This window comes from Comamonas sp. DB36, assembly GCF_057914905.1.
Genome location: NZ_CP196633.1, coordinates 410717 through 430826, shown reverse-complemented (window position 1 = coordinate 430826; position 20110 = coordinate 410717). Strand labels below are relative to the sequence as shown.

12 protein-coding genes and 3 pseudogenes are annotated in these 20110 nt (G+C 61.7%); 7 read left to right on the top strand and 8 right to left on the bottom strand.

From position 1 onward, the window contains the following. Positions 1-32: 32 nt before the first annotated feature. The 4 genes from ACSVDO_RS26265 to ACSVDO_RS26250 form a co-directional block, all read right to left on the bottom strand. Positions 33-1232, bottom strand: coding sequence for a PepSY-associated TM helix domain-containing protein (locus tag ACSVDO_RS26265; RefSeq protein ID WP_489597540.1), 1200 nt, complete (start codon positions 1230-1232; stop codon positions 33-35). Then, complete coding sequence (locus ACSVDO_RS26260) at positions 1232-3586, bottom strand: TonB-dependent siderophore receptor (RefSeq protein ID WP_489597539.1); 2355 nt, start codon at positions 3584-3586, stop codon at positions 1232-1234. Before ACSVDO_RS26260 ends, ACSVDO_RS26265 begins: the two co-directional genes overlap by 1 nt. Positions 3587-3807: 221 nt before the next feature. Continuing rightward, positions 3808-4800: a FecR family protein gene (locus ACSVDO_RS26255; protein WP_489597537.1), complete on the bottom strand. Its 993-nt coding sequence runs from the start codon at positions 4798-4800 to the stop codon at positions 3808-3810. A 21-nt stretch (positions 4801-4821) separates the two neighbouring features. Continuing rightward, on the bottom strand, positions 4822-5298 hold the full coding sequence (locus ACSVDO_RS26250) for an RNA polymerase sigma factor (protein WP_489597536.1): 477 nt from the start codon (positions 5296-5298) through the stop codon (positions 4822-4824). Between the two features lie 419 nt (positions 5299-5717). On the opposite strand from ACSVDO_RS26250, the gene ACSVDO_RS26245 reads away from it, so the two are divergent. The 3 genes from ACSVDO_RS26245 (at position 5718) to ACSVDO_RS26235 (ending at position 9755) form a co-directional block, all read left to right on the top strand. After that, on the top strand, positions 5718-6182 hold the full coding sequence (locus ACSVDO_RS26245) for a sigma-70 family RNA polymerase sigma factor (RefSeq protein WP_489597535.1): 465 nt from the start codon (positions 5718-5720) through the stop codon (positions 6180-6182). Continuing rightward, a complete protein-coding gene (locus tag ACSVDO_RS26240; RefSeq protein WP_489597533.1) occupies positions 6179-7141 on the top strand; it encodes a FecR domain-containing protein in 963 nt (320 codons plus the stop codon). Before ACSVDO_RS26245 ends, ACSVDO_RS26240 begins: the two co-directional genes overlap by 4 nt. A gap of 124 nt (positions 7142-7265) precedes the next feature. Continuing rightward, entirely contained in the window at positions 7266-9755 is a 2490-nt protein-coding gene (locus ACSVDO_RS26235) for a TonB-dependent siderophore receptor (RefSeq protein WP_489597531.1), read from the top strand. Here ACSVDO_RS26235 and ACSVDO_RS26230 read toward each other — a convergent pair. Beyond that, complete coding sequence (locus tag ACSVDO_RS26230) at positions 9707-10168, bottom strand: hypothetical protein (RefSeq protein WP_489597530.1); 462 nt, start codon at positions 10166-10168, stop codon at positions 9707-9709. The two genes, ACSVDO_RS26235 and ACSVDO_RS26230, sit on opposite strands and share 49 nt — an antisense overlap. Positions 10169-10737: 569 nt before the next feature. Continuing rightward, positions 10738-12039 carry a hypothetical protein gene (locus ACSVDO_RS26225; protein ID WP_489597528.1) on the bottom strand — a complete coding sequence of 434 codons (1302 nt, stop codon included), beginning with the start codon at positions 12037-12039 and terminating at the stop codon, positions 10738-10740. A gap of 221 nt (positions 12040-12260) precedes the next feature. Between ACSVDO_RS26225 and istA the strand changes: the two are divergent. From istA to ACSVDO_RS26205, 4 genes and pseudogenes are all read left to right on the top strand, one after another. Then, positions 12261-13278, top strand: a pseudogene (istA, locus tag ACSVDO_RS26220) (IS21 family transposase). Then, a pseudogene (gene istB, locus ACSVDO_RS26215) lies at positions 13275-14037 on the top strand (IS21-like element helper ATPase IstB). The pseudogenes istA and istB overlap by 4 nt, the downstream one beginning before the upstream one ends. A 1191-nt stretch (positions 14038-15228) precedes the next feature. Next, entirely contained in the window at positions 15229-16554 is a 1326-nt protein-coding gene (locus ACSVDO_RS26210) for a type II toxin-antitoxin system HipA family toxin (protein ID WP_489597526.1), read from the top strand. Between the two features lie 5 nt (positions 16555-16559). After that, positions 16560-16853 carry a helix-turn-helix domain-containing protein gene (locus tag ACSVDO_RS26205; RefSeq protein ID WP_489597524.1) on the top strand — a complete coding sequence of 98 codons (294 nt, stop codon included), beginning with the start codon at positions 16560-16562 and terminating at the stop codon, positions 16851-16853. 1041 nt (positions 16854-17894) lie between these two features. Here the strand turns inward: ACSVDO_RS26205 and ACSVDO_RS26200 are convergent. Continuing rightward, a pseudogene (locus tag ACSVDO_RS26200) lies at positions 17895-18089 on the bottom strand (helix-turn-helix domain-containing protein); the annotation flags it as partial. 359 nt (positions 18090-18448) lie between these two features. After that, the gene (locus ACSVDO_RS26195; RefSeq protein ID WP_489597522.1) at positions 18449-20110 is read right to left on the bottom strand and encodes a methyltransferase regulatory domain-containing protein; all 1662 of its coding nucleotides are present in this window, start codon (positions 20108-20110) and stop codon (positions 18449-18451) included.

The window sequence follows — 20110 nt, the reverse complement described above, 5'->3', positions numbered from 1 at the left end:
CATTGTGGCATTCACAGCGGGCGAGACATGCGTCAACGCTTTTGCCGAGCCTGCCGCTTGCGCAGCCAGATCAGCACGCCCGTGATGCTGAGCATGGCGATACCTGCGCCGCACAAGGTGATGGCCACTTGGTATGCCGCTCCACCTACCGCGGCCATGTGCAGGTTGCTGATCCAATTGATCAAAGTGTCGGCCGCTGCCGCCCCTGTCGGAAACCACGTGGCGACCAAGGTGCCGCTGTCGCCATCGAGAAACAGCCGGGTGCTGCCGCCGCGGTCCTTGATGTCCAGGCTGCTGCGCACATCGTAGCGGTACAGCCCGCGCCAGGGATCGTAGGCCAGAGAACTCTCTGCGCGTACCGAAAAGCCGTGCAGCGTGGCTTGATGTTGCATCAGGACCTGGGCGCGCCGATGCGCGGCCCTCCAGTCAAGCGCGGGTTGCCACAAGGGCTTGGCGCGACGTGGGATATCTGCCGTACCGGGCTGCTGCATGCTGAAGACCCGTAGCAGTGGATCGTGCCATTGCGGCAAGTTGAGGGCAAAACTGCTCCAGGCCAACACGAACAGGACGGGCCATAGCCACAAGCCCCCTGCACGGTGCAGGTCGAACGTGGCCCGCCAGCGGCTGTGCATCTCCAGTTTCCAGGCACGTGCCCATCGCCCCAGCCATGGGCGCTGGGTGCTCTTCGCGCTTGCTGGCAGCGTCAGCGCAAAACCCACGACGCTATCGAGCATCCACAGCAGCGACACCAGGCCCAGCAGCCAGGTTCCAACCACCCCCAGGGCCAGCGAGTAATGCAGGCGATAAAGAAAAGGCACCAGGTTGCGCCACGTCTGGGTGATGTCTCCCCAGCGCCGCTCTCCCAGGATCTGGCCGCTGTAGGGGTCAACGAAGACTTGGTCGTTCTCCAGTGGCGCCTTGCCCGGCAGCGGGCGCAGCAGAAACACCATCACATGGCCGGGCTCCTGCGCCAGGGGGACACGCATGGCCAAGGCATGGGGATGGCTTGCCTGGACCAGGTCGCGCAACGCCAGCGCGTCCATCGGTTGGGCGCTGGTGTTGGAAGCCGTGGTCCGAAGCCAGTGCGGGTTTAACGCCGCATCCAGCTCGGTGTTCCACACCAGGAGGCTGCCGGTCAACCCTGCCACCACCAGGAAAGCCGCCAGCGTCAGGCCGGCGAGTCGGTGGGCGACGACCAGCCGGCCCCGCAGCGAGGCTTTGTGCCGCGGCATCACCAGCGGTAGGTCAGGTTGGCGCTGACCTGGCGGACGTCACCGTAGTGGCAGATGGCGAACTCGCAGTTGGTGAACTTCTTGTCCATGACGTTGCTCACGTTGACGCTCAGGTCCCAGTGGGCGTCGAAGCGATAGCCCAGCATCGCATCAAACACTGTGTACGCGGGCATGGCCGTGGCAATGCCTGATGCGCGGGTGCTGCCCTTGTAGCGCGCGCCTGCTGCCAGGCGCAGCTGCGGCAAGCCCCAGGAGGCAAAGTTGTAGTCGGCCCAGAGGGCAGCCTGGTGGTAGGGCGTGTCTTCGCTGCGCTGGCCGATCTCGCTGGCAACGGTGCTGCGCATGATTCTTGCATCGGTGTAGGCATAGGAGGCGATGACGCTGAGTGCGCGCGAGACGTCGGCCTTGGCTTCAAGCTCCAAGCCGCGTGAGCGCACCTGTCCCGTCTGGCGATAGGTGTTCTGGCCGGCATCGAATTTCAGCACGTTGTCCTGCACCAGCTCGTACACGGCAGCACTCAGCAGCATCCGGCTGCCATCGGGTTGGTAGCGCACGCCTGCCTCGTACTGCTTACCCTTGGTGGGCCGGAAACTCTGGCCAGACACTTCGGACACCGAAACCGGGAAGAAGGATTCGCTGTAGCTCAGATAAGGTGCGAGTCCGTTGGACGCCTTGTAGACCACACCGGTTCGCCAGGTGGTGGCGTCGTCCTTTTGCACGGCGTTGCTGCCGTCGCGGTGCGCGGTCTGGTCCTGCTGTGCCCAGTCGCGGCGCAGGCCGGCAAGGATGGTCCAGCGGTCTCCCAGGTTGACCTGGTCCTGGAGGTACAGGCCGGCTTGCGTGGTTTTCCGGCGCGAGCCGCGGTTCAGTGCGGGGTCGCGGTTGACCACGACCGGCTGGCCATAGTTGTAGCTGCCGAGGTTGAGGGACGAGGTATTGGCGCGGAAGTTCTGCGAGTCATAGTCCATGCGGTAGGCATCGAGGCCCAGCAGCAGTTTGTGCTCGGCGCCGGCAAGCGTGCCGTTCCATTCCGCGCGCGTATCGGAGGCCAGGCCCTTGGCGTGTTCCTGCCGGTCGCTGTACTGGCGGCGCAGCACACCCGTGGAGGCTGCTGCGGCAATGGCAGCTGCACCCGTCTGTGCCTGCAGATAGTTCCAGCTCACCTTGGACTCGAAGAAGCGCAGGCTGTGGTGCAGGCGTGTGCTGGCGTTCAGCGCGTGGTTCAGCTCATAGCCCAGCGTGAACATCTCACCCTTCATCTTGTCGTAGTCGGGCTCGCCAATGAAGTTGCCACGGCCGATAGTGTGGGGGCCGTTGCCCACACCCTCAACCAGTTGGTAGGGCAAGGGGGCAGAGAAGCGCGTGTTGGTCTTTTGATAGAACGACAGCAAGGTGAGCGAGGTGTCCGCGCTGGGCCGCCAGGTGAGGGCGGGCGCGATGTACAGCTTGTCGTCCGGAATGTAGCGATCTGCGGTATGGCTGTCGCGCCCGAGCATGGTCAGCCGGTAGTCCAGCGTTTCGCTGCCGGGCACGGCGCCTGCGAAGTCTGCCGTCAACTGGCGGCGGTGGTGGTTGCCCAGTTGCAAGCCCAGCTCTCGGATGGGCTCTGACGTGGGGCGCTTGCTGACGGCGTTGACCACGCCACCGGGCGACAGCTGCCCATAGAGTACCGAAGCCGCTCCGCGCAGCACTTCCACCCGTTCCAAGCCATAGGGCTCTTGAATGCCATCGTAGGAGTTGCTTTGCAGCCGCAAGCCATCGCGCATGGAGCCGCCGTTGGCAGACTCCACATCCATGCCGCGGATGCGGAAACGGTCGGCCGTGCGGCTGAAGCTGGTGGGCTGGGTGGTGACGCCCGGGGTGTAGTTCAGCGCCTGGGACAAGGTTTCAGCCTGGCGGCTGCGCAGTTCGTCATTGGTGATGACCGATATCGACTGCGGCGTATCGATGATGGCTGTATCCGTCTTGCTTCCGGCCATGGCGCGGCGTGCCACATAGCCAGTCAAAGGTCCGATGGCGGTCTCCGTGTCGCTGGCGGCCGTCACGGTCACCGCCGGCAGTGCAGTTGCGCCTTGGCCCACGGGCACCTGGGGGCGAATGGACAGGGTGCTTGGGCCGCTGCGAACGGCCATCAAGCCGCTGCCAGCCAGAACCCGGTCCATGGCTTGCTGCAGCGTGAGTCCGGCCGGCAACTCGGGCGCCGACTTGCCTTGCAAGAGCGCCGCATCGGCGCCAATCGCGATGCCCGTTTGTCGCGCCAACGCACTGAGCGTCTGTGCCAAGGCTTGCGCAGGTACGGCGGTTGGCACGCGTGGCTCGCTCGCCGCGTTCTGTGCCTGGGCGACGGGTGCCATGGCGAAAAGGACGACTGTCGCTGCCAAGACCAAGGCAGCCTTGGCCAAGGGCGATCGGTCAAATGAGGGTTCGGTCGGCGCTGCTGGATGATTTTTGTGCATGGGAAAGGGCTTGCGTTGAGAGGAGTTCCCGCAGAAGACCAACGAGCGGCCCCAACCCTGACAAAAATTCTCTGGCTATTTTGTAACAACGCCGCATGAGCACGCACGATGCATGTAGCTCAACGCAGTTCCACCGTCACATCGCCCGTCGCGTTGCGCTGAATGCGCACTGGCAGCATATCGGGCAAGCCGGCCAGGAAGGCTTGAGGTTGGCGCAGAGGGAAGCTCCCCGAGAGCCGCAGTTGCTGGAGCCGCGGGTCGCTGCCCAGCAGCAGTGGCCGCGCCAGGTAGTCGTTCCATTGGGCAACGACCTGATCCAATGGGGTATTGTGGAACACCAGCCATCCGTTGCGCCAGGCCGCCACGCTTTCGGCGGCCACCTGCAGGCGATGTACCAGACCGCTCTGATCCGCTTCCATGGCATCCCCAGCCGTCAAGTTGATGGAAGGCGTCGACTCCAGGTCCGTTGATGCCCCGATGCGGTCCATGGTCCAGACCGCGACCCGGCCCTCTGCAACCTCCACCCGCATCTGGCCTGCACGCGCGCCGACGCTGAACACAGTGCCGAGCACGCGGACACGGCCCCATTCGGTGGCCACGGTGAATGGGCGTTCGATGTCCTGGGCCACACGGAAGCGCATCTGGCCTTGCTCCAGCCTGACCTCGCGCCGGTCGCGGTACATCACGATGCATGTGCGCGTGTGAGGGGCCAGGCTGATCTCCGAGCCGTCGGGCAAACGCATGTCGCGCTGCTGCGCGTGCCCGGTTTGCAGGGCCAGTTCGTAGACCGGCTGTTGCCAGTACCAGCGCCCGCCGGTCCACAACATGGCAGCGAGTCCTCCCAGGCCCAGCAGCCCCAGGGTGTTGCGCCTTGCGCGCCGAGAATCCTGACCCTGTGGCGGCGGCACGCTCGATTGCAGGAAGCTGCCATCGGTGCTGGCCCAGAGGCGTTCGGCTGTTTCCAGCGCGGCGCGGCATTCTGCCGTGCCTGCACGCCAGCGTTGCAGTTCCTGCGCTGCCGCCATGGCGGAGTCAGGGTCTGCGCGATGCATGCGTCCCACCAGCAGCAAGGCGGCTTCCACCCTCTTGCGAGGGGGGTCAGAAAATGCCATGGTGTTTGATCTCTTCCATCATCAGGAACGCGATGGCGCATAGCCCGCGCAATCAAGGACGCCTCGCATGACGTGGCGTTCGATATTGGTTTCTGTCATGCCCAGGTGTTCCCCGGCTTCTCGGTAGCTGTAGCCGTAGATGCGAACCAGAATGAACACGTCGCGGCGCTTTCGCGGCATGGCTTCCAGGCGCTGGAGGAACAGGCCCAATTGTTGACGGGCCATCGCCGTGCTTTCTGCCGAGGGTGCACTGGTCGGCGCCACCAAGCTGAGCGCATCCAGCACCCGTCGTTCCGTCTGCCGGCGCATCGCGCCGCTGGCCGCAAGGTTACGCGCCGTCTGGTAGAGCAGCGCGCGCGCATCCAGCACCGTCCCACCAGCACGCTGCAAGGCATAGATTCGGGTGTAGGCGCTTTGCACCAAGTCGGCGGCGACATCGCGGTCGCCTGCGCTGCGGGTGAAATACCGCAGCAGTTCTCTGTAATAGTGCTCGGGCACAGGCACACCTCAGCCGGATGTCAGAAAGAGAACTCCTGGCTTGGCTGAGATCGTCAGGACCGACCTGTTGCTGGGAAGGAGAGAGCCAGAATTGTACCGGCCTCACGAACCTCGTCTTGGTGTGCCGGGGTTTCTTCAGGACCGGCTTCCAAGAGGAACACCTGCTGCGCGCCGAAACCCAATTAGTTCACGGGTGCATGGGCACTGGAGGTGAGGATGGATGGGGCGCGCAGAGTAGGGCGTGCACCAGTGCATCACAATACGTTTTAATTGCGAATGAATCGCATTCTATAATGAAGACGTTCTGCCAGATGCATAGAGACCGACTGCTCCTGGCTTGCTTGTGCTGGCTACGTTTTCGTTCTGATCCTTGTTCCGTGCCGTCCTGCCCACCATCATCTGCTCCTGCTGTTGAAACCATGTACCTTGCCCACCATGGCTGGCTGCAGGCATGGCTGCGCAAGAAGCTGGGCAACCCGTGCGACGCAGCCGATCTGGCGCAAGACACTTTCATCCGTATCTTGGCCGCGCGCAACGCCGTCACCATCGACGAGCCGCGTGCCTACTTGACCACGGTGGCGCGGGGAGTGCTCATCAACTGGTACAAGCGCCAGGCACTGGAGCGTGCCTACCTCGAGGCACTGGCCCTGATGCCCGAGCCAGAAGCTCCGTCGCCCGAGCAGCGCGCCATCATTCTGCAGACGCTGCACGAGATCGACGCCATGCTGGATGCACTGCAGCCTGTGGCACGCAAGGTGTTTTTGCTATCGCAGCTCGAGGGCATGAAATACGAAGACATCGCCGCTTTGACCGGCGTGTCACTCACCAGCGTAAAGCGCTATATGCGCCAGGCTTTCCGCCAATGCATGGAGCTGGTGGCATGAGCAGTGCGCCCATTGCCTCGCAGGTACTCGACGAAGCGGCCGACTGGCTGATGCAGTTGAACGACAGCAGCGTCACCGACGCCGATCGCGCCGCCTGTGAGCGCTGGCGTCAGAGTGACCCCGAACACGCCCGCGCCTGGAGCCGGGCTGAACTGCTGCTGCAAAAGTTGGGCGGCTTGCCTCCCCAGCTCGCCATGCCTGCACTGAGCCGTCCGGCGGCAAGCAACCGGCGCGCTGCGGTGGCCCGGCTGGCCGCGCTGCTGGCTGTGGCCCCGGTGGGCTGGGCTGCGTGGCAACTCGCCGGACGCCACGCTGCAATGGAGCGGCACCACACCGCCAAGGGCGAGCGCCTTGATATGACGTTGCCCGACGGCACCCGGCTCAGTCTGAGCACCGCCACGGCGGTGGATGTCAAATTTGATAGCGTTCAGCGCACGCTGTACTTGCGCTGCGGCGCTGTTTTGGCTTCAACCGCGGCCGACCCGCTGGGCCGCCCGTTCCGGGTGGTCACGGCCGAGGGCACGTTGCTGGCGTTGGGCACGCGCTTCAGCGTGCGCCAAGAGGACGGGCGCAGCCATATCGCGGTGCTGGAGAGTGCGGTGCGCATCCAGCCCCGGCGAGCCGATGGCTCTGTGCCGCCGCTGACACTACAGGCCGGGCAGCAGGTATTTTTTACAGCATCGGATGTGGCGGCGGTGACACCCGCCGACGACAGCGTCGTCGCCTGGACGCGGGGCATGTTGCTCGCCGACAAGATGCGACTGGCCGACTTCTGTGCAGAACTGGCGCAGTGGCACCCAGGCTTTGTGCGCTGCGACGCCGCTGTGGCCAACCTACGTGTGTCGGGCGCCTTCCCGGTGGCGGAGCCCGAACGGGCGCTGAGCATGCTGGTGTCGACCTACCCGGTGGACGCGGCGACCCGCCTGCGCGGGTACTGGGTCACGTTGGTTGCGCGTTGATCGCGCATTCGCTATTTGAGAAATATTTGCAATAAGGGTGAGACTTTTTTCGGCCTCGATTGGCAAGGAGATGAGCCATTCATTGACTTGCCAACTTTTGATCTGCCGAAAAGGATTCTTCTCCATGCCTGTTGCCCGTACCCGCACCGCCGCACTCGCTGCGCCCACTGAGCGCCGCCTGAACCACGCCATCCGCGCCGCCCTGCTGGGCATGGCGTTCGCCTCCACCGTCCCTATGGAGGCACTGGCGGCCGACGGCATGGCGTTGGATGCGACCGCAGCCCAGCCCTACAACATCACGGCAGGGCCACTGGGGCGCACCTTGTCGAGTTTTGCGCTCAGCGCAGGCATCGCGCTTTCGTTTGATCCGGCGTTGACCGAAGGCCTGACCAGCCCGGCACTCGCCGGCGTCTATGCACCGCGTGACGCTGTGCAGCGGCTGCTGGCAGGCAGCGGGCTAGACATCGTGCCGCGCACCGATGGCAGCTATACCTTGAAGAAACGTGCGGTGGGTACGGGCGCGTTACAAGATAGCAGAACCTTGGCACCTGTCGTGGTGGCCGCCGACGCATTTCGTGACGGAAAGACAGAAGGCAAACGCAGCTACGCCGGCTCGACCAGCGCCACGCGGCTGAACCTGTCTCTGCGCGACACACCGCAGGCTATCAGTGTCGTGACGCGTCAGCAGATCGAAGACCAGGGTCTGACCACGCTGCAGGACGCGCTGGTGCAGACGCCCGGCATTACCGTTGACCAGTCCACCAGCACGCAGGAATACACGCAGATTTATTCCCGAGGCTTCCAGGTTGACAACTACCTGTTGGATGGAATTCCCGTTGCCAACGCTGTGGATGCGGTGGCCTTCGATACGGTGGCCTATGACCGTATTGAAGTGGTTCGTGGCGCAACCGGCCTGATCAGCGGCACCGGCAGTCCGGCGGCGGCGGTAAATCTGGTGCGCAAGCGGCCCACACGCGAGTTCGCAGGCGCTGTTTCGCTGCAAGCCGGTTCGTGGGACCGTTACCGCGGTGAAATTGATCTCTCGGGCCCGCTGACAGCCGAAGGGCGTATCCGCGGCCGCATCGTGGCGGCGCATCAGGACGAACATTCCTTCATAGACCGCTACCAAGGCAAGAAGGATGTGTTCTACGGCATTGTCGAAGCCGATCTGGCATCGAGCACCTTGCTGAGCGCAGGCTTCGGGCAGCAGAACAGTAAGCTGACTAATGCGAGCCGTGGCTTTCCTGCGTTCTTCAGCGATGGCTCGCTCACCGACTTTTCGCGTTCTACCAACGGCGCTGCGGCATGGAGCAACTACGACCGCAAACAGAATATGGCCTTCGCCACGCTGGAGCACTACTTCGATAACGACTGGGCCGCCAAACTCGCCGTCAACTATTCCTCCAACAAATACCAGGCGCTGCAGGGATACGCCCAGCGCGACTACCCCGACAAGCTTACCGGTGAGGGCAGTGGACTGTGGCTGGCTAACTGGAACGGCAAGCCGGAGCAGACCTCGGTTGACGCTTACGCCACTGGCCCCTTCACGCTGCTGGGTCGCAAGCATGAACTCGTTCTTGGCGCGAGTGCATCGCGCCTCACCTCGAACGGCCCGAGTTACCCCAACTGGCGGCTGCCGGACTACGACGCATCGATTCCCAACTTCTACACCTGGGGTGGCAAGTCGCCCAAGCCCGACTTTGATGGAAAACAAACCGGCACCTACAGTAGCGCCGAACGTGAGATCGCCGTGTACAGCACGCTGCGGCTGCGGCCCACCGACCGGCTGTCGCTGATTCTGGGCGGGCGTCTGTCGAACTGGGAGCGTGACACCAGCAGCAGCCCGTTTAACGGGGAAAGGCTGTACGACCACCTGGAAGAAAAGAACAAGCTGACGCCGTATGCGGGGGTGGTTTTTGCGTTGGATGGCAATTGGTCGGCCTACGCCAGTTACACCAGCATCTTCCAGCCGCAGAGCTACCGCGATATCCAGGGTAACTTCCTACCGCCTCTGGAAGGAAAGAACTACGAGGTCGGAGTCAAGGGCGAGTTTTTCGACGGCGCGCTCAACGCCAGTGCAGCGGTATTTCAGTTGAACCAGGACAACCTCGCCGAGGCTGAACCAGGCTTCGTGTGGGTTGCTGGCACCGGTGGTGGCTCGTATGCCTACAGAACCGTGAAAGGCGCGGTTTCCAAAGGGCTCGATCTGGAACTGTCGGGGCAACTGCGCCCGGGCTGGCAAGTGCTGGCCAGCTACAACTACAGCAAGTCCGAGGATGCTTCGGGCGCGCGTATCCAGACCATGCAGCCTTCAAGCGCTATCAAGTTATGGACTACCTATCGACTGACCGGTGACTGGAATTCGCTGACGGTGGGCGGTGGTGTGAACTGGCAGGGCAGCATTTACCGGGACGATGTGGGCCCGAACAACGAACGCTTCACACAAAAAGCTTATGCGGTTGGGGCACTCATGGCGCGTTACCAGTTCAGTCCCCAGTTGTCGGGCACGCTCAACCTCAATAACGTATTTGACAAAAAATACTACTCGACGGCATTTGGTGGTTTTTACGGCAATCCGCGCAATGTGATGTTGGCGATGAAGTACCAGTTCTGAGCCTGCGCGGCGAGAAACACCGCACACGCTGCAGCGGCGGCTCCCACCGGCAATTCACCGTCGCGCGGTGGCGTGATGACGGCACTCAATACGGATTTCTGATATGGCAGCACTGCAGGCGGCTTGTGGACTTGCTGGCTGTGGCTCCCATCAACTGCGACCGAAACAGTGCTGGGCCGATCCCGCTGCCGATGCCGCCAAGCCAGCGCGATGCGCTGTGTGGTGCTCGCAAGCAGCTTGCGCTGACACAGCAACAGTTGGCACTGGCGGTAGGGGAAGGTGTGCACTTCATTGTTGACCTGGACGTTGGCAAGTCTACCGGTCGACTCAAACATGTGCTGCGGGTCATCGATGCGCTGGCTGGCGAGATCCAGCTGAGCGGCTTGCCAGAGCAATGTGAAGGTGATGTGCATGGCGCGACGTCGGGCGCATGAACTGAAGTCTGGCTGTTCGCCAAGCATGTTGGCACTGGTCGAATGAGTTTTTTACGCATAGCGCTGACGCCGCTGGCTTTCTGTAGCATGCGAGCGCTTGGCTAATCGAGATGCAGGCAGCATTGACCACTGCCGGCAAGGCCCATGGGTGAACACCAGCTGCATACAGCGTCCAAATAGCTCCTAGTAACCGTTTGACTTATCGTTAGTAACAACGAGAAGATAGTCATGGTGAAGCATGCCCTTTCAGGCGCGCTAACTTTCGCATACAGTGTCCTCGCAGCACTTTTGCGAGGGCTCTACCTAAACCGATGCAGAATTCGCAACGAAAGGCGACTCTCAAAATGTTGGCAGGGCTTGGCGTCGTTGTTGGCGGCCTCTAAACTATCCATAGCCGGGTGAGAAAGATAGAAGGCCAGCGCAGGCTGGGCGCATTCATCTGGTCTTATGATGGGCAAGCGTGAGGCACTGACCAAACTGCAACCATAATGCATATTGAACCGGGTATTTGGAAATGTGTCATTCGTCCGGTGCACTCAATTTGAGTCTTATGTGCCGGGCTGCAGACGCTGCTTGATATGTTTAATTAGGGCTACCGCTTCATCTCGACGGATGGTGTGCGGTGAATGCGGTTGGGAGGTGATGATTGCTGCCAACTCGCCTGGGCTAACAAAGCCGTAGCTGTCGGGTGGTTTGTTGCCCGTCAACTCGGTGATTTCCAGTTTGAGGCTCATCAGCGTTGAGTGACACTGTCGGCAAATCCGGCGGGCGTCGGACCATGCACCTCGTGCGCTGGTGCTTGCCAGGAAAAAAACGACCTTCCCCTTGTCACCTATGTAGACGATTTGCTGTCTGTGACGGCGGCACACAGGGCATGACCAATCGTCCGAGACCGCATTCCAAGCAAGCGCGAAGGCCTCTTCCGAACGCAACATAGCGAGGTAGTTGTCCGGTAGGGGACGGCCTGGTCTTTGTGCTGTGGTACGCCATCGCGCGAGATTTTGTTCGAATTTCTTAGGCTGCGGCACTAGGGCGTTGTAGAGTTCTGGGGGGGACACCCAGTCCTTGACCATGGAGTCGCCAATGCGGTTCGCGTACCCGAAGACCGGAATGGGCTGGGTTCTTCTCTGGTGAGGTTCGTACCAATGGGTGTCAGTGGCAGCGGCACGAGCAACTGCGTTGATTAGCTTCATGCGCAATTCGTAGGCGGGCCGGGCATCCTCCCACGTATGTCGCGCTGTCACCGCATCAACTTGGTGTGGTTGGTGGTCACCGCTTCGAATAAATCGGCGAATCTGACCGATGGAGAATGAGAAGTAGGGTGGGGCTGCGACCAGCTTCTTCGCTTCAGTGTCGGCGTTGTTGCAGTCCTCGCAGACTAAAACCTCCTCGTAGGCTGCGAAAGCGTTGCCCATGCGCTCGACCAAGCGGAATCCGTCAATTTGTTCAACATCGGTGCCGGTTTGCACGAAGGCGGAGTGGAACGCTGCCTGTAAGGCGTCCCCCATGTGATCGTGATGGATCACCAGCTTGGCTAGGATCTGTTGCTGCCTGCCCAATCGAGAGACCTGAGCTTTCGAGCGACCGCAGCACGGGCATGCCCAGTCCTGGGGGGAACCAATCCAATTGCTGTTCATCTCGAAGTCGTCTACACCGTGGTGATCCTTGATCTTCAGCGATATCCTCGATTGGACGCTGTCCAGGCTGATGATCTCGCCAGCGTTGATGCATCCGACAAGGATGCGGAGTGCCTCGTCTCGGTTGCGTTGAAAATGCTCGCGGTTCTCTCCCGTTTGTGCATGACACCACTGGGCGAATTTACTGGAGAGGAATAGATGTTCGTTGGCCATCGGGGCACTTTTAAGAGATCCAATGAATAGGATCTTATGCCACTCACCCTGACCTGCCCCCTTCCGCCATACCAAGCAGTCGAAAGTCCGGGTTAAAGCTTGCTTGATCTCTTTGCTGGAAGCCGGCGGTGTTGCGCGCAAAGTAAAAATGAGCCACTTCGCGCAAAGTAAAACTGAACCACTTTTCCCTACAGTCAGTCCTTTTCGCGCGAAGGCTGACGATGCTTTTAAAGGAACAGTGGATGCAAATCCATGTACTCAGGGCCCAAGGGCTGTCGCTGCGCGAGATTGCGCGACGATTGGGCGTATCCCGCAACACAGTCACGCGGCACCTGGCATTGCAGGACCTTCCGCGCTACAAGCAACGAGAGGCCAGAGCCACCAAGCTGGAGCCGTTTCACGATTTCATTCGTGAGCGAATGGAGGCCGCTGCACCCGATTGGATTGCGGCGCCGGCACTGCTGCGCGAGCTGCAAGCCACGGCCAGTTGCGCAGCCTGCAAACGTTCATGCAACTGCACAAGCCGGTCTCGACACCAGATCCCGTAGTGCGCTTCGAGACGGCGCCAGGCAAGCAAATGCAGTGCGACTTCGTCGTCTTCCGTCGTGGCGTCGATCCGCTCTACGCCTTCACCGCCACGCTGGGCCACAGCCGCTGGCGATGGGCCCGGTTCACCACGAACGAGAGGGCCGAGACCCTCATCGCCTGCCATCACGCGCTGTTCGCAACGCTGGGCGCTGTGCCTCGTGAGATCCTGTACGTCAATGCCAAGACCATCGTAGACATACGCGATGCCTACGCACAAGGCGAGCACCGCTGGCATCCTGGGATGCTGGACTTGGCCAAGTGCTACGGCTTCATACCTCGGCTTTGCCGGCCCTATCGGGCGCAGACCAAGGGCAAGGCGGAGCGTTTTCATCGCTACCTTCGCGGCAACTTTTACGTGCCACGGGCCAGCTGGCTCAAGCAGTCCGGCCTGGTTCTGGGCGTGGACACGGCTAACGCCGAGGTGGGCAAGTGGCTGCGCGACGTCGCCAATCAGCGCGTACATCCAGTCACCGGTGCCGCCCCCCCGTGGTGTTCGAGCAGCGAGAGCGTGCTACGCTGCAGCCGCTGCCGGGGTTTGCGTCCCCGCCACAGCCTTCGGCACTTGCCAGGTGGGCGATGGCCGATATGGCGCACTCACTGCAGCATCCCTTGTCGGTCGATCAGCAGTTGCTCACCGAGGTGCGCGCATGAACCTGCAGCAAGAACGCATCGATGCACATTGCCAGATGCTCAAGCTCGAAGGCCTGATGCAGTGCTACCAGGCAGCGGCGGGCGAGGCCGTGAACAAGGACTGGAGCTTCCTCGATTACCTCGAGCATGTGCTCGCGCATGAGCGAGACACCCGTCAGGTGCGTTCTCGGCAGACGCTGGTGCGCATGGCCGGCTTCCCTGCCATCAAGACCCTGGATGCGAACGACTACGGCTTCGCCGTGGGCGCTCCCAAGAAGCTGATTGAAGAGTTGGCCACTTTGCGGTTCGTGGATCGGTGCGAGAACGCTGTGCTGCTGGGGCCATCGGGCGTGGGCAAGACGCATCTGGCCATCGCCCTGGGCTATGCCGCCACCCAGGCCGGCATCAAGACAAAGTTCATCACGGCGGCGGATCTGATGCTGCAGCTCGAGGCAGCCAGGCGCCAGGAGCGATATGACGCATAACATCCTGGGACCACACCTGCTGATCATCGACGAGATTGGCTATCTGCCGCTGTCGGGCGACCAGTCCAGCCACTTCTTCCAGATTGTCGCCAAGCGCTATGAGCGTGGCTCCATGATTCTGACCAGCAACCTGCCGTTCACGCAATGGGATGCCACCTTCGGGGGTAACACCACGCTGACAGCGGCCATGCTCGATCGCATCCTGCACCACGCACATATCGTTCAAATCAAGGGAGATAGCTACCGCCTGAAACAGCAACGCCGTGCCGGGCATGTGCCCGCCGCCAAGAACTAAGCCAATGGCTCAGTTTTACTTTGCGCGTCGACGCGCGAAGTGGTTCAGTTTTCGATTGCGCTTGACAACGTTTTTTTGCACCCGTGGCAGCCGCATGTCAACGGTCGCGCCGGGCTGTTCGGTCAGAGCTTTCGGCGAATTTATTCAATCACGGAATCCGCGGCGCCTGGGCCGTCGGCGTTTCAATGCAGTGCCTGCAGCCGTGCGGGGGGGTACCTGCATTAGCTCGCGATAAGCATCTGCCAGCCGCCTGTCCATGCCTTCCCGATGCCCCAGGCAGCGAAGGACACCCAACCTGTTTTCATCCGGGTTGGGCGGCTGCGCGCGCAAACAGACTCCACTCGCACCGCCACCGACGTGGGCGCTTACTGTTGTATCTGACAAAGCTAGTCGTCAGTAAAACGCTGCTCGGCCACGCTGGAGAGTGATGGCGAGGTGGGATTTCTTCCCCCGGCTACGCCCGGCATGCCGTCCACCCACAGTCCCGCAAGCCAGAGCTGCCGGGCTTTTGGGCGCCGTTTATTTAATTCCGTAAAGTTTGACGCATCATATCTCGCATTGTGGTGCGTCATGTTTTATTCCAGGGTTTTGAACGAGCGGCCAAAAAATTGCTGGTCTCTACAGGCCCAGGCCCCCGAAATTGGACGCTGGCAAGCCTTGCGTGCGCGGGCCAGCAGCCCATGGCGATGCCTGGGGGGGCGGGTCGCAGGTCATCGCGCGGGAGCCGCGGCTGTGGCCCAGGTCGCTGGTGGGGGCGCGGCCATGGATCATGGGCGCATCCATCGCGCAACCGATCTCGCAAATGAAGCGGAGAAGTACCGGTGGCAGAGGCGAGCGATGCCATTGACGGCTCGCGTATGAGCGCGCGAATCACCTCACCCTGCGACCAGCCAGGCCACTTTCCGCCGCGCATGCCATGAGGCGCCGGCGCCCTTGGTCGCTTGGCCATGGGGTCCTGGAATGAACGCCGGCCATGCTCTATTCATTGAAGATAGGGGGCGTGCTGCGCATTCCGATCAGGCACAGGCGCGACGCGCGCTGGCGCTCTTTGGCAGATGCCTTGCAATATCTGTTTCAGATTTCCATTGCCTACAGTGGAGCAGTGGCACCTCGATGCAAAGCCTTATTTGCACGGAAAAACAGCAAAATAACCTGCATAAAAGCATTTAATTTTGTTAGAATTTCGTGCAAATGAGTGATTGCACCCTCCAACTACATGCGCACGGCGCCTGGCACGATGTGGCCAGCGTGCGCCTGCATGGTGCGGACAACGACGGCTGGAAAGCCAAGTCCTATGCGGGCTACGCGGTGGACTGGGCGTTCGAGCACATCGGGGAAAATGACGCGCATGCGTTGTGCGCGCGCTGGCCCGTGGGCCTGGAGCCGCTGCAGCTGCCGCATTGGCCGGTGTTCCTCATCGATCTGCTGCCCCAGGGTTTCGGTCGCCAGGAATTGTTGCGGCGCATAGGTCAGTCACCCATGGCGGGCGAGGTCGCCGATTGGCCTTTGCTGCTGGCCGGCTCAGGCAATCCCATCGGCAACCTGCGCGTCAAGGAAGCAGCCGCATGGCTCGCTGCCCATGCCGGCGGCTATCGCGGCTTTACCGATGACGAGGTCGCGCAGCGCGGCGACGAGTTTTCTGAATATCTGGCCGCCCATGGCTTGTTCGTTGCGGGCTCCTCGGGGGTGCAAGGCGAATGGCCCAAAGTGTTGCTGACACGTGCGCATGATGGCTTGCTGTATCTGGACCATACGCTGGCGGATGAACAGGCGAGCAAGCATTACATCGTGAAATTCGGCCGCGGCACCGATCCTGCAATGGCCAGCATCCTGCGCCACGAGGCGGTGTACATGAAGTTGGCCCAGCAACTGGGCCTGCGCGTGCATGCGCCGCTGGTGCTGCGCGAGCGCGCGCTGTTCATTGAACGTTTCGATCGGCGGGTGCAGGGCGGCACCGTGGTGCGCCTGGCCCAGGAAAGCATTGCCACGCTCACCGGCATGCCGGGCTTCGAGGCCGTGCCTTCGCATGACCAGGTCTGCGAGAGCTTGCTGCGGTATTGCACCGATCCGCAGCATGAAGTGCTCGAATACCTGCGGCGCGATGTGGCCAATCTTGCGCTGGGCAACAAGGACAACCACGCTCGCAACACGGCGCTGCAACGCGATTTCTCCGGCCGCATCGGATTGACGCCGCTGTTCGACTTCGCACCCATGTACCTGCATCCCGATGGCATCGCGCGGCGCATTCGCTGGGACGGTAATGATGGCGGGCAGCCCGACTGGTCGCGTGTGCTGGACGCCGTCTGTGAAAGTGCCGACCGCGTGCGGCGTGAGCGTCGCAAGAAAGGCCCTGAGCTGCTGCAGCGCGCGGCACTGGTGCAAGGCCTGCGGGCGATGGTGCCGACGCTGCAACGCATCGCCGCCGAAGGCGAGGCGATGGGCATGGAAGCAGAGGTGTTGAAGCACCTGCGCCCCGGCCTCATGGCGCGCGCGCAAGAACTGACGGCCTTGGCCTGAGCCGCATGGACAAGCGTTTCAATCCCCTCACGATTGTCGAGCAGCTGGAGTTGCGCCAGCAGGCCGTGGACGATGTGCTGTCACACCCCGAGTGGTCGTTGCCCGAGGCCGTGCGCCATTTGAGGAAGACAATGCGGCTGACCACGGCCGAGATGGCCAAACTGTCTGGCGTGGCCTACCGCACGCTGCAGGATATCGAACAGGAACGCAGCGAAGGCAGCGTGGCGACGATGAATCGCATTTTTGGGATGGTGGGCCTCAAACTTGGCGTGACGCGGATCTCACAGGAAAAGCCATAACACTGGCGTTAAATTTGCCGTCAGTATCCAACAGGGGGCGTTGAAAGACGGGCGCGTACAACACCTGGCCTTTGACGGCCAGCTGCAGGCCCAGTGGCAGTGACTCGCCGGATGCTGATTTGTGTGCTCGGTGCGCTGTTGTGCCGGCATCGGGCTGGACGCGCGGCGTGCTGTGACGCAGCAATTCTCGTGAACGGCGCAGCCAGCGCAGGTGCCGCTCCAGCAGTTCGTATCGCTTCTTCAGTGTGCTCTGTTCCGGCTATAGCTTTCGGGTCCTTGCGGCACCGAATTGTCACGGTGATGGATCTTTCACTCAGATCCCAGCGTCGCGCTGTCTCGCATGGCGGGCCGCTGCGCCGCAATCGAGGTGGAGGACGCGTTGGAAGAAACGCTGCAGCGGCTTGCTCAAACCGTGGGCTGTGACTGTACCGCGAAGTGTCTCTTCGGCCGTTGAGATTGGCCAGAGAGCAAGGCTGTCTCGATGATGACAACCTTGTGCGGCTGGAAGCGCAGATTTTCACCGGACGCCGAGCCTGGCTGCGCCATCGCTGTCTGGTCCCGGATGTTCCTGCAGCTGCTGATCACGCACGGAATCGTCCCTAGAAATTTCGGTTGCTATCTCTTACGAGATAGCGGAGTCCATCCCGACCACACCTCGTCGCCCGCATGCAGGCACAGGTATTGCAGCGGCACTTCAACGGCGTAACTGGAGCGCTCTGGCAGCAATATTGCCGGAAGAGGGCAGATTGAAGCCTTCGCCGTCAAGAACGGCGCGCAGGAGCCAGGCAATGTGCGCGGAGAAATACAAAAACGCGGTTCGAAAGCATGCCTGAGCGTGAGCGAGTGCGGCCATTTCGAAGCGCCGGTATTGATGCGTGCAGTCTACAGGTGCATGCGCGAAGGCGCACTTCCCCCGAATTCCGGACTTCAAAACTGGAGTTACGGTTGCTTTCCGGCAGGCCCCAAAGGGTACAAGGAGAGGCAATCAAAAGATCGAGATTTTCAGAAGAGCAGATCGCTTATGCGCTGCGACTGGCAGATTCAGGTACGCCGGTCGTCGATATGTGTTGCCTGCAGCTTGAACTGCTCACTGTACGAGCTGCGTTTGGGGCGAAGACCATCAATGCCGTGCGATCGGAAATGGTTTACCCAGGTACGGATCTTTTCCTCCGGCACGGACCATTGCCGCGCCAGCAACTTCGCTCGGCCCTCACCAGCCAGGAAGCTATTGACGACCTCAAGCTTGAATTTTGTTTGCTACTTCTTCATGAACCCCCTGGGAGTTTGTCCAACTCCTGGGGGTCAGTTCATGTTTCGTGGACGCGATATTGCTCAAAGATCTGTTCAGCATAAAGATGGGATTGCCGGATGCATACCACCAATTGCGGCCTGGCGCCCCTGGGGCGGGACGTGGCCTGGCACAAGCTCGAAGCGCTGGCGGAAGGCACGAAGCTCGCTAAGGAGCGGTTGGCCGCGGCGTGACGCCCTTGCCGAGCCGACCCCGATGCCAGGAGCAGCAAGTACTAGCCCGGCGGGAAAGGAGGTGCAAATCATGCCAGTTGGGCTGATCTGCGACGGCTTGTAGTCGAAAGTGCCTAGGCCAGCAAGAATCCCATGCGCTGCAGATTGGCCAGCGCCGCGGCCACCTGCTGCTGGGCAAAAGAATGCAACAAAGCCTCGTCAACCAGCAACTGTCCATCCTGGACAAAGCGCAGACGCCCGGCCCTGGCCTCGTTGGCAACATGCTGTGCCAGAGCCGCGTGCGACATGGTGCCGTCGAGCAAAGGCAGCAGCGTGCGCTCGATAGGCGAGACGCGTATGGATTCATGCCAGAGGTTGCACGCTGTGGCATCGGGCCCGCAGTCCATGGACAGTCGCTGCGCACGGCGCACATCGACGGGCGCGCGCGGGAAATCGCTCAGGCATGAAGCGGTCTGTACGGGTGTACGGCGATAACGCACCAGGCCCGCGATCACCATCTCTCCCAGGAAGAGCATGACCAGAGGCGCTACCTTTTCCTGAGGTTCGGCCAGGCGAGCAGCCACCGCCGCCACCAGCGCAGCGGCGCGCATGGTGGCGGGATAGCACTGGCCCAACAGTGCAGCGGCGGCTTTCTGCGCCGACTCATGAAGGGTCACGTGCGCGCGCGCCACGGTGAAAATCTGCGGCCCGGCGTTTGGCTGGAGGTCGAGCTCCTTGAATTCGAAGGGGCCCGCGTATTCCAGCGCCAAAAGCCGCTCGAACTGAAGTTGATAGCGGATCTCTGCCTCCCGCGCCTGATGGACCAGAAGCGTCTGGCGAAAGCAGCGATTGGCCACGAAGTCGAGGTATTGCTCCAGCACGATCTGACTGTCACCACATTCACGCATCAAGGGCTCGCGTACCTGGGCGTCGTAGTTCTGCAAAAACATCTTCGGCAGCTCGGCCTCGGCCAGGTAGCTCAGGCCGAACACGTTGGTACGGGCCAGCAACTCCTTGAAGTAGCACGGCGCGTTGTACGGCTCAAGGAATTCGTGCAGCAGATAATCGCCGCTGGCGTTGCGCACCAGCGGCAGGTTTTCCTCAAGCGCTTTTTGCAGCACGGTGCCAGGCCTGGCCGACGTCGCGAGAAATTCGAGCATGCCGCGCGCATAGGCGAGTTTCTCGGCCGGCGCGTCGCGCGGGCCGGCGCGCAGCATCATCGCGTCGCGCACTATCTCGCGCGCCTTCCAGCCCGGGTAGGTGTTGTAGCTCAGGTACACCACGCCATCGGCCGCAAGGTTCTCCGCGCAGATGCGCACAATCGCTTCCTGCACCTGGGCTGGCACCCAACTGTAGACACCGTGGCAGATGATGTAGTCGAACAGACCGAACGAAGCGTCTATGTCGGCCAGGTTGATGGCGCGCAATTCGATGTTGCCCAGGCCCGCGCTCGCGATGGCATGCTGGCCCTGATCGATTTGAACGGATGAAAGGTCCACGCCCAGGCAACTGGACAGCGGATACCGCGCAGCAAAGGGAATCAGGTTGCCGCCAGCGGCGCAGCCCAACTCCAGCACACGCGCGGTGCGCGCCGCTGGTGCGTCGAGACCAAAAAGAAAAGCGATGGTTTCGAGATGCTCGACCGCCGATTGCGGAAACGGGTGCGAGGCATAAGGGACGGCGTTGTAATAGTCAACCAGCGCATTGTCAGGGACAGCTGCGGGCTTGTTTGTCATGGCGTCCTGCATGGCACTCCCGGTGCGCAAGCCGAGGAAATCCATGGCGATGTCCTGCAC